We start from the raw sequence: 7,632 nt of genomic DNA, 5'->3' as shown, positions 1-7,632 counted from the left end.
TTTGCCTGGAGCCTGGGTGGCCTGTCTTTGCTGGCTTATGGCGGACTTTTTTTCTGGCATCTGCCATGGCCGGTGGCCGGTGGCGATGCGGCTTACGCTTTTACCCTGCATTTAGCCGGTATGTGGCTGACTTTTGCCCTGTCGGTCATGCTGATTGTCGGCGTGGTGTCGTGCCTGTCGCGCGAGCTGGCCGGGCGCGAGGCAGCGCTTGCGGCCGCGCGCGAGGCGCAATTGCGTAACGAGCAACTGGTGGCACTGGGTGTGCAGGCGGCCAGTGCCGCCCATACCCTGTCTACCCCGCTGGCGACGCTAAGCCTGCTGTCGGACGAGCTGTCGGACGCCTATGCCGATGATCCCGAGCTGGCCGAAGATCTGCTGCTGATGCGTCAGCAACTGGCGCAGTGCCGCGAGGGCTTGTCCCGGCTGCGGCATGATGCCGAGCCGGCCAGCGAATGCCTGCCCTTGTTCGATGCGCTGGCCACGCGCATTGCCGGCTGGCGTGCGCTGCGCCCCGATGTGGTCTTGAGCTGGCAAGGCAGGCATAGCGGCGGACCTGCGCTCGCGCTGGATAACGGCTTCTGGGCCGCCTTGTTTAATTTGCTGAACAATGCGGCGGATGCCGGTGGCGGCAAAGTCGAGCTGGAGGTGGCCTTGGCTGCGGGGAGCTTGCAACTGACCATCATTAACCGGGAAGGCTGCCTGTCCGAGGCGCAGCTGGAGCGTGCCGGCCTCGCCATGCTGCCTTCGGGCAAGACGGGCGGAATGGGGATCGGTGTGCTGTTGTCGCATGTGACCCTGTCGCGTCTGGGTGGCAGCCTGACGCTATGTAATGACCAGGCCGGCGGTGTGCGCGCCACGCTGCGTCTGCCTTTGATGGAGATGGCCGGGTGAGCGATTTTTTGCTGGTGGATGATGATGCGGCCTTCAGCCGCATGCTGATGCGCGTTTTGCTGCGGCGAGGCTTTAGCGTGGCCTGTGCTGCGAATGGCAGCGATGCGTTGCAGCAGGCGGTGCAGTTGCAGCCGGCGCGCATCGTGCTGGATTTGAATCTGGGTGGCGACTCCGGCCTTAAACTATTGCCGCAACTGCGTGAGGCGGCGCCTGATGCCGCCATTGTCGTGCTGACCGGTTATGCCAGCATCGCCACTGCCGTCGAAGCCATCAAGCTGGGCGCGATACAGTATCTGGCCAAGCCGGCCGCAGTCGAGGCCATTCTGGCGGCATTCGGGCAGCAGGCGGCAAACCCTGACCTTGCTCTGGCCGAGATGCCAATGTCGCTGAAACGGATCAGCTGGGAGCACTTGCAGCGCGTGCTGGCCGAGCATGAGGGCAATGTTTCCGCGACGGCACGCTCGCTCAAGATGCACCGGCGCACCTTGCAGCGCATGCTGGCCAAGCGCCCGGTTGCCGGCTGATTGGCGCAGATGCCACGCTGGCGGCATGGCTATATCAGCAAAACTTTAGCGACTGCATCAGAAAAAGTGATTGGAGTATTCATTCGGTTTCCGCCTTAATGTTGTTTGCATTGCAGCAAACAGAACTGATAGAGGGGAAAACAAGATGATGTTGCGTGGACAGATGATGGAAATGCCTTTGCTGATTTCGGACCTGCTGGTGCATGCCGAAACCTGGCATGCGGACAGCGAGATCGTATCGCGTACGGTAGAAGGCCCGATCCATCGCTATACCTACCGCGATCTGGGTAAGCGTTCGCGTCAGCTGGCCAATGCCTTGAAGTCGCTGGAAATCAAGATGGGCGACTGCGTGGGTACGCTGGCCTGGAACGGCTATCGCCACCTTGAGCTTTACTATGCGGTGTCCGGTTCTGGCGCGATCTGCCATACCGTCAATCCGCGCCTGTTCCCCGAGCAGATCAGCTACATCATTAATCATGCCGAAGACCAGGCGCTGTTCTTCGACCTGTCTTTCTTGCCGGTGGTCGAGCAGATTGCCTCCGAGCTGACTTCGGTGCGCCATTTCGTACTGATGACCGACCGCGCCAATATGCCGAAGGACAGCTCCATTCCTAATCTGCGTTGCTATGAAGATCTGGTAAACAGCCATAGCGACCAGCTGGACTGGCCCGAATTCGACGAAAAAACCGCGTCCAGCCTGTGCTACACCTCGGGCACGACCGGCCACCCCAAGGGCGTGCTGTATTCGCACCGCTCGACCGTATTGCACGCCTTCGCCAGCTCGCTGCCGGACAGTCTGGATATTTCGGCGCAAAGCGCGGTGATGCCGGTGGTGCCGATGTTCCATGTCAGCGGCTGGGGTCTGCCTTATAGCTGCGTGATGAACGGCGCCAAGCTGGTGCTGCCTGGCCCCAAGATGGATGGCGTCAATCTGTACGAGCTGATCGAAGAAGAAGGCGTGACCATGGCGGCCGGCGTGCCGACCATCTGGATGATGCTGCTGCAGCATTGCCAGCGCAATCATCTGAAAATACACAGCCTCAAGCGCGTAGTCATCGGCGGTTCGGCCGCGCCTGAATCCATGGTTGACCAGTTGGCCGAACACGGTGCCGAAGTGCGCCAGTTGTGGGGCATGACCGAGCTGTCGCCATGCGGCACCACCAGCACCCCCAAGTTCAAGCACAACGGTTGTGATGTCGCGACCTTGCGCCATCTGCAGGGCAAGCAGGGTCGTCCTATCTATGGCGTGAAAATCCGTATTGTCGACGATGAAAACCAGCCGCTGCCGCACGACGGCAAGGCCTTCGGTAATCTGCAGGTCAAGGGCTCGTGGGTGTTGTCGCAATACTACCGTCGCGAGCTGGACGATAACCATACCGCCGACGGCTGGTTCAATACCGGTGATGTGGTGAATATCGATACCGACGGCTACATGAAGATTACCGACCGTACCAAGGACGTGATCAAGTCCGGCGGCGAGTGGATCAGCTCCATCGATCTGGAGAATATTCTGGTCGGTCACCCGGCCGTCGCCGAGGCCGCCGCCATCGGCATCATTCATCCGAAGTGGGACGAGCGCCCGCTGATGGTGGTGGTACTGAAAGAAGGCATGAGCGCGACGCGCGACGAGCTGATCGGTTTTTATGAAGGCAAGATCGCCAAGTGGTGGACGCCGGATGATGTCGCCTTTGTCGATGAGTTGCCACATACCGCGACCGGTAAGTTACAAAAAATGAAGCTGCGCGAACAGTTCAGTTCGTATAAGTGGTAAGTGTTGTGTGTAAGCGAATATTCTTTCGTAATATATTGAAGATTTAGAACAATTACGTTAGAGTAAAGCTTCACACGGAAGCCTGATGGTTTTTTTGTGGTGTTAGCCCCTCGAAGCATCCGGCCGGTTCGCCGGCAAGATGTTTCTTCCTCGTGTTGGCCCCTGTCCTTATCCGGCAGGGGATTTTTTTTGCCCGCTGCATGCGGATGTGGCAGGCGGGTATTTTCCCTGCGAATAGGCTCTGATTTTTATTTAAAAATCAGAGCATTTGATATTGTAAATATATTAGCATATGATTGATTTCGGGTATTTATTCTGAAAATAGTCTTGTCCGACTCCCCCTGTTACTCGTACAAGCGTGTACATAGGGTCGTGGTAAAACTGCAGAGAGAATCTGATGAAATCATTGAAATCAAAACTTATGGCGCTAACCGCGCTATTCATGCTGTTGCTGACGCTGATACTGGTTTCGGTGGCATATACGCAGATGCACAGCACCATCAACCAGAGTACCGATTTCGAGTTCGATGCCAGGGTCGATGGGCAGAGTGACTTTATCGAAAACTGGGTTGCCGACAAGAAAAGCCAGCTAAGCGCTCAGACGCAGACAATATTGCAGCCTGATGCCTTGCGCGGCCTGAAGCAGGGTGCGGCGGCGGGGGGCTTCGTTGTTAATTATGTCGGCTTCGCCGATGGGCGTTCGCTGTTTTCCGATGAATGGGTTGCGCCTGCCGATTACAGTATTACCAACCGCGACTGGTTCAAGCAGGCGCGCGCAGCCGGTAAGGCTATCGTCACCGCGCCTTATGTGGACGAGGCGAGCAAGAAACTGACCGTAACCGTAGCCGTGCCCTTTAATACGGGTGGCCAGTTTGGCGGCGTGATCGCGGGTGACATCTTCGTTGACGGTCTGGTCAAGGCGGTCATCGGCGATAAGGTGCGCGGGGGGGGCTACAGCTTTATCGTTGATGGCGACGGCAAGCTGATTGCCCATCCACAAGCTGAACTGGTGCTTAAAGACATCAGGTCGGTCGCCCCCGAGCTGACTAAGGAACGCATCGTCGAAGTTGCTGCGGCAAACCAGGCTCAAGAGGCCGAGATAGGCGGGCAGGACATGCGCTATGCCATCCAGGCCATTGATGGTACCAACTGGTATGTCGGGGTGGCCGTGCCGCTGGCGGTGACGGAAGCGCCGTTGGATGATCTGTTGCTCAGCATCACCGGTTTTGCCGTGCTTGCCTTGGTGCTGATGGTGCCGCTGGCTTCAGGGCTGGTCGGGCGCATGCTCGCAGGCTTGGGTGGCCTCAAGGACGCGATGGTGGAAATCTCGCAGGGCGATGCCGACCTGACACTGACACTGCCGGTACATGGGCAGGATGAAATTGCCCAGACTGCCGCCGCTTTCAATGCCTTTATCCTGCGCCTGAACCAGCTGTTTGGCGGCTTGCGCCAGAATGCCACCACGGTGGTGGGCGGCGTCGGGGAGGCCAGCAGCCTGGTCGGCAAAGTAGCGGTGAGTTCGCGCGAACTGTCCGATGTCTCCAGTGCCAATGCCGCGACGCTGGAACAGATCACGGTCAGCATCACCCATATTGCCGATAATGCCGGCGAGGCGGATAGCTTGCTGCGCGAAACGCGTAACGAGTTGGAAAGCAGCGCCCAGAGCATGGAGCGCCTGTCCGGCGGCATGGAAGGTACGGTGGCTTCGGTGCGTGCACTGGAAACCATGCTGGCATCGCTCAATACCCGCTCGCAGGATATTTCTGGCATTACCCATGTGATACGCGATATCGCCGACCAGACCAATTTGTTGGCACTGAATGCCGCGATCGAGGCGGCGCGTGCCGGCGAGCAGGGACGGGGCTTTGCCGTGGTGGCGGACGAGGTGCGCAAGCTGGCGGAGCGCACCACGCAGGCCACGCAGGAAATTGCCGCGATGGTCAGCGCCATTCGCAGCGAAACGGCGCAGGCGGTGGGTGACGTCAACAAGACGGTAGATGCGGTGGAAAACGGGGTCAGCGTGACTCGCGAGGCGGTCGGGCAGATCGGCAAGATCCGCCTGTCCATGAGTGGTGTCGTCGAGAAGATGAAAGAGATCAGCCATTCGACTAGTGAGCAGCAGCATGCGACCACCCTGATCGCGCAAAGCACCGAGCAGATCAATGGCCGTGTGCTGGAAAACGATGCGGTGCTGCAGGATGTCAGCGCCACCTTGCAGGGCCTGAATAGCACCGCAGGCAAGATGGATGCCGAATTTGGCCGCTTTAAGCTGTAAGCCTTACGGGCCGGTCGGCCCCAGCGTCAGGTAAACGCTACGCAGGGCCGCTTTCCCTTGTTCGCGTTCGATCACCGCCTGTCCCGCCATGGGGTAGGCGGTTTGTTTTTGGCTGTCGATATCGTGGCGTTGCAGCGCCGTGGCTACGGTGGCCACGCGGGCTTGTGCCAGTGCGCGCGTGCCGCGGCCATCTTCGTTCAGCCCGGCATGGCCGGTGAGTACGACCCGGTCAATGCCCCAGCGTTTGAGTGCCCAGGCGCTGCTGATCAGCGTGCGGCTGGCATCGGGATTCAGTTCGGCACTGTTTTCGGCAAAATGCTGTACCGGTAGCGGCATCGGCGGCGGAATGATCTGTAGCTGCCAGCCGCTGAGCCGGGCGCTGAGCGTGATCTCGGCATTTTGCAGGGCACTCAGCGACAGTCCGGTCGCCGGTGCGAGATAGGCGCTGATTTCCCGGGTATTTTCGTCGATAAACAGCTGGCTTATGCGCGCGGGGATGCCGGCGATAATGGTGCTCCTGATGGCCAGCGGAGCCTTGCGGCTGTCCATTTGCTGTTGCTGACTCTGTGCCAGCTTGCCCAGTTGTGCGCTGATGCGCTGATCCAGATCCAGCGCATTGGTGTTGGCGACGATCTGGTCCAGCGTCAGCCGGCTATCCTTGCCGAAGCGCGCATCGAGCAGGGTATTCAGTTTTTGTTCCAGACCGGCATCAAAACTGCGTGTCAGCACCACCAGATTAACTTCGGCCCCCTGCTTGCCCGGTGGCGACAGCACCTTGAGCTGCTGGATGCTGTCGTCGGCGGGTAGGGCAGTGGTAACCAGATCCTGTACCTGCTTGGACAGGATGGCCTGGCTGACCGAGCTATTCAGTGTCTTGACCAGCGGGATGGATAAGAGCGCCAAGACGAATAGCGCGACACCGCCACGCCATGCCAGCTCCTTTCCGCTGGGCCATTTGCCCAGACCGTACCACAGCGACACACCGGTCACCGAGAAGGCGATCGCCAGCATATTGGTCAGGAACAGCAAAAACGCGCCGGAGAAAATGTCCCACGAGGCGTTGGCCCAGCCGTAGCCGCTGGTGGCCAAGGGCGGCATCAGCGCGGTGGCAATCGCCACGCCGGCAAAGGTGCCGCCTTGCTGGCGGATGATGGCAAAACCGGCGACCAGTCCGGAGAAAACTGCCACCAGCAGGTCGAAGAAATTGGGGTTGGTGCGCGCCAGTATCTGGGCGGTCGGTGGAATAAAAGGCGAGAAATTGACGATGGTGTAGCTGGTCACCAGTGCCGCCACCACGCCAAAGCCCAGTGCCAGCCCCGCCTGCTTGCCGTAGGCCAGATTGGTCTTGGCGATGGCGTAGCCCAGCAGATTGATCGGCCCCATCAGGGGCGCGATCAGCATCGCGCCGATCACCACCGCAGCCGAGTCTAGCAACAGGCCCAGCGTGGCAATCGCGCAGGAAATGAACACCAGAAAGATATAGGCCGGTGTCAGCAGGCCGTTCTCGATCATGCTGCGGTCGACCTGAGCCTGATCGACATTCTGCTGCCGTCGGTTCCACCACTCACCGACGATGATTTCGGCCAGGCTGCGTGTTGCCATGGTCATTCCTGTCTGCTTCATCCAAACATTTATTTTCGGTTAAATGTTATGGAATTTCCAGTTTTGCTTATATATGCCATCTTGATTGCGCGTCCTGGATATCAAATACATAATCCGCCACAAGCGCCCGCATCGAGGCGCCAATAACTAAAGGGGAGATCCATGCGTTCACTCAAGGCGCGAATCATCGGCTTTAATGCCGTGCTGCTGGCAGCGTTTGCCGTACTGCTGTTTTCCATCGTGTTTGTCCAGGTGCGCGGCATGGCACTGCAGGGCATTGCCAGTGAGCAGAACACCACGCTCAAGGGGCAGTCTATCCTGATTGGCGACTGGGCGCGGGACAAGCAGAGCGTGATCAAGGGGCGCTCGCAGCGCTACGACAATGAAATCAATATGCTGGGCCGTGATCCGCAGTGGTTCCTGACGCAGGGCATGCAGGAGGGGCGTTTTATCGACCTGTATGTCGGTTTTGCCGATAACAAGGGGCATTTTGCCTCGGGCTGGACGCCGCCTGCCGAGTATGCGGTTACCAGTCGAGGCTGGTACCAGCAGGCCATGGCTGCGGGCAA

At 59.1% G+C, this 7,632-nt stretch carries 6 protein-coding genes; 5 read left to right on the top strand and 1 reads right to left on the bottom strand.

The features are described from left to right. From EGI20_RS15495 to EGI20_RS15480, 4 genes are all read left to right on the top strand, one after another. Positions 1 to 891 (top strand): ATP-binding protein (locus tag EGI20_RS15495; protein ID WP_498632514.1); only part of this gene is annotated, 891 nt, incomplete at its 5' end. Next, positions 888 to 1,415, top strand: coding sequence for a response regulator transcription factor (locus tag EGI20_RS15490; RefSeq protein ID WP_498632513.1), 528 nt, complete (start codon positions 888 to 890; stop codon positions 1,413 to 1,415). The genes EGI20_RS15495 and EGI20_RS15490, both read left to right, overlap by 4 nt. Before the next feature lie 145 nt (positions 1,416 to 1,560). Then, the gene (locus EGI20_RS15485; RefSeq protein WP_498632511.1) at positions 1,561 to 3,186 is read left to right on the top strand and encodes a 3-(methylthio)propionyl-CoA ligase; all 1,626 of its coding nucleotides are present in this window, start codon (positions 1,561 to 1,563) and stop codon (positions 3,184 to 3,186) included. Between the two features lie 397 nt (positions 3,187 to 3,583). Next, entirely contained in the window at positions 3,584 to 5,461 is a 1,878-nt protein-coding gene (locus EGI20_RS15480; protein ID WP_498632509.1) for a methyl-accepting chemotaxis protein, read from the top strand. A 3-nt stretch (positions 5,462 to 5,464) separates the two neighbouring features. Here the strand turns inward: EGI20_RS15480 and EGI20_RS15475 are convergent, their stop codons facing one another. Further along, a complete protein-coding gene (locus tag EGI20_RS15475; RefSeq protein ID WP_498632507.1) occupies positions 5,465 to 7,063 on the bottom strand; it encodes a DUF389 domain-containing protein in 1,599 nt (532 codons plus the stop codon). 162 nt (positions 7,064 to 7,225) lie between these two features. On the opposite strand from EGI20_RS15475, the gene EGI20_RS15470 reads away from it, so the two are divergent. Next, positions 7,226 to 7,632: hypothetical protein (locus EGI20_RS15470; RefSeq protein ID WP_498632505.1), on the top strand; the 407-nt coding region annotated here is incomplete at its 3' end.

It is taken from the genome of Aquitalea sp. S1-19 (genome assembly GCF_024343515.1).
Note: the sequence above shows the minus strand (reverse complement) of the source record. Positions and strands in the feature narration are given on the sequence as shown.

Excerpts from the sequence above, each read along its gene's own strand:
- EGI20_RS15485 (WP_498632511.1), top strand. The coding sequence starts at position 1,561 with ATGATGTTGCGTGGACAGATGATGGAAATGCCTTTGCTGATTTCGGAC.
- EGI20_RS15480 (WP_498632509.1), top strand. The coding sequence starts at position 3,584 with ATGAAATCATTGAAATCAAAACTTATGGCGCTAACCGCGCTATTCATG.
- EGI20_RS15475 (WP_498632507.1), bottom strand. The coding sequence starts at position 7,063 with ATGGCAACACGCAGCCTGGCCGAAATCATCGTCGGTGAGTGGTGGAAC.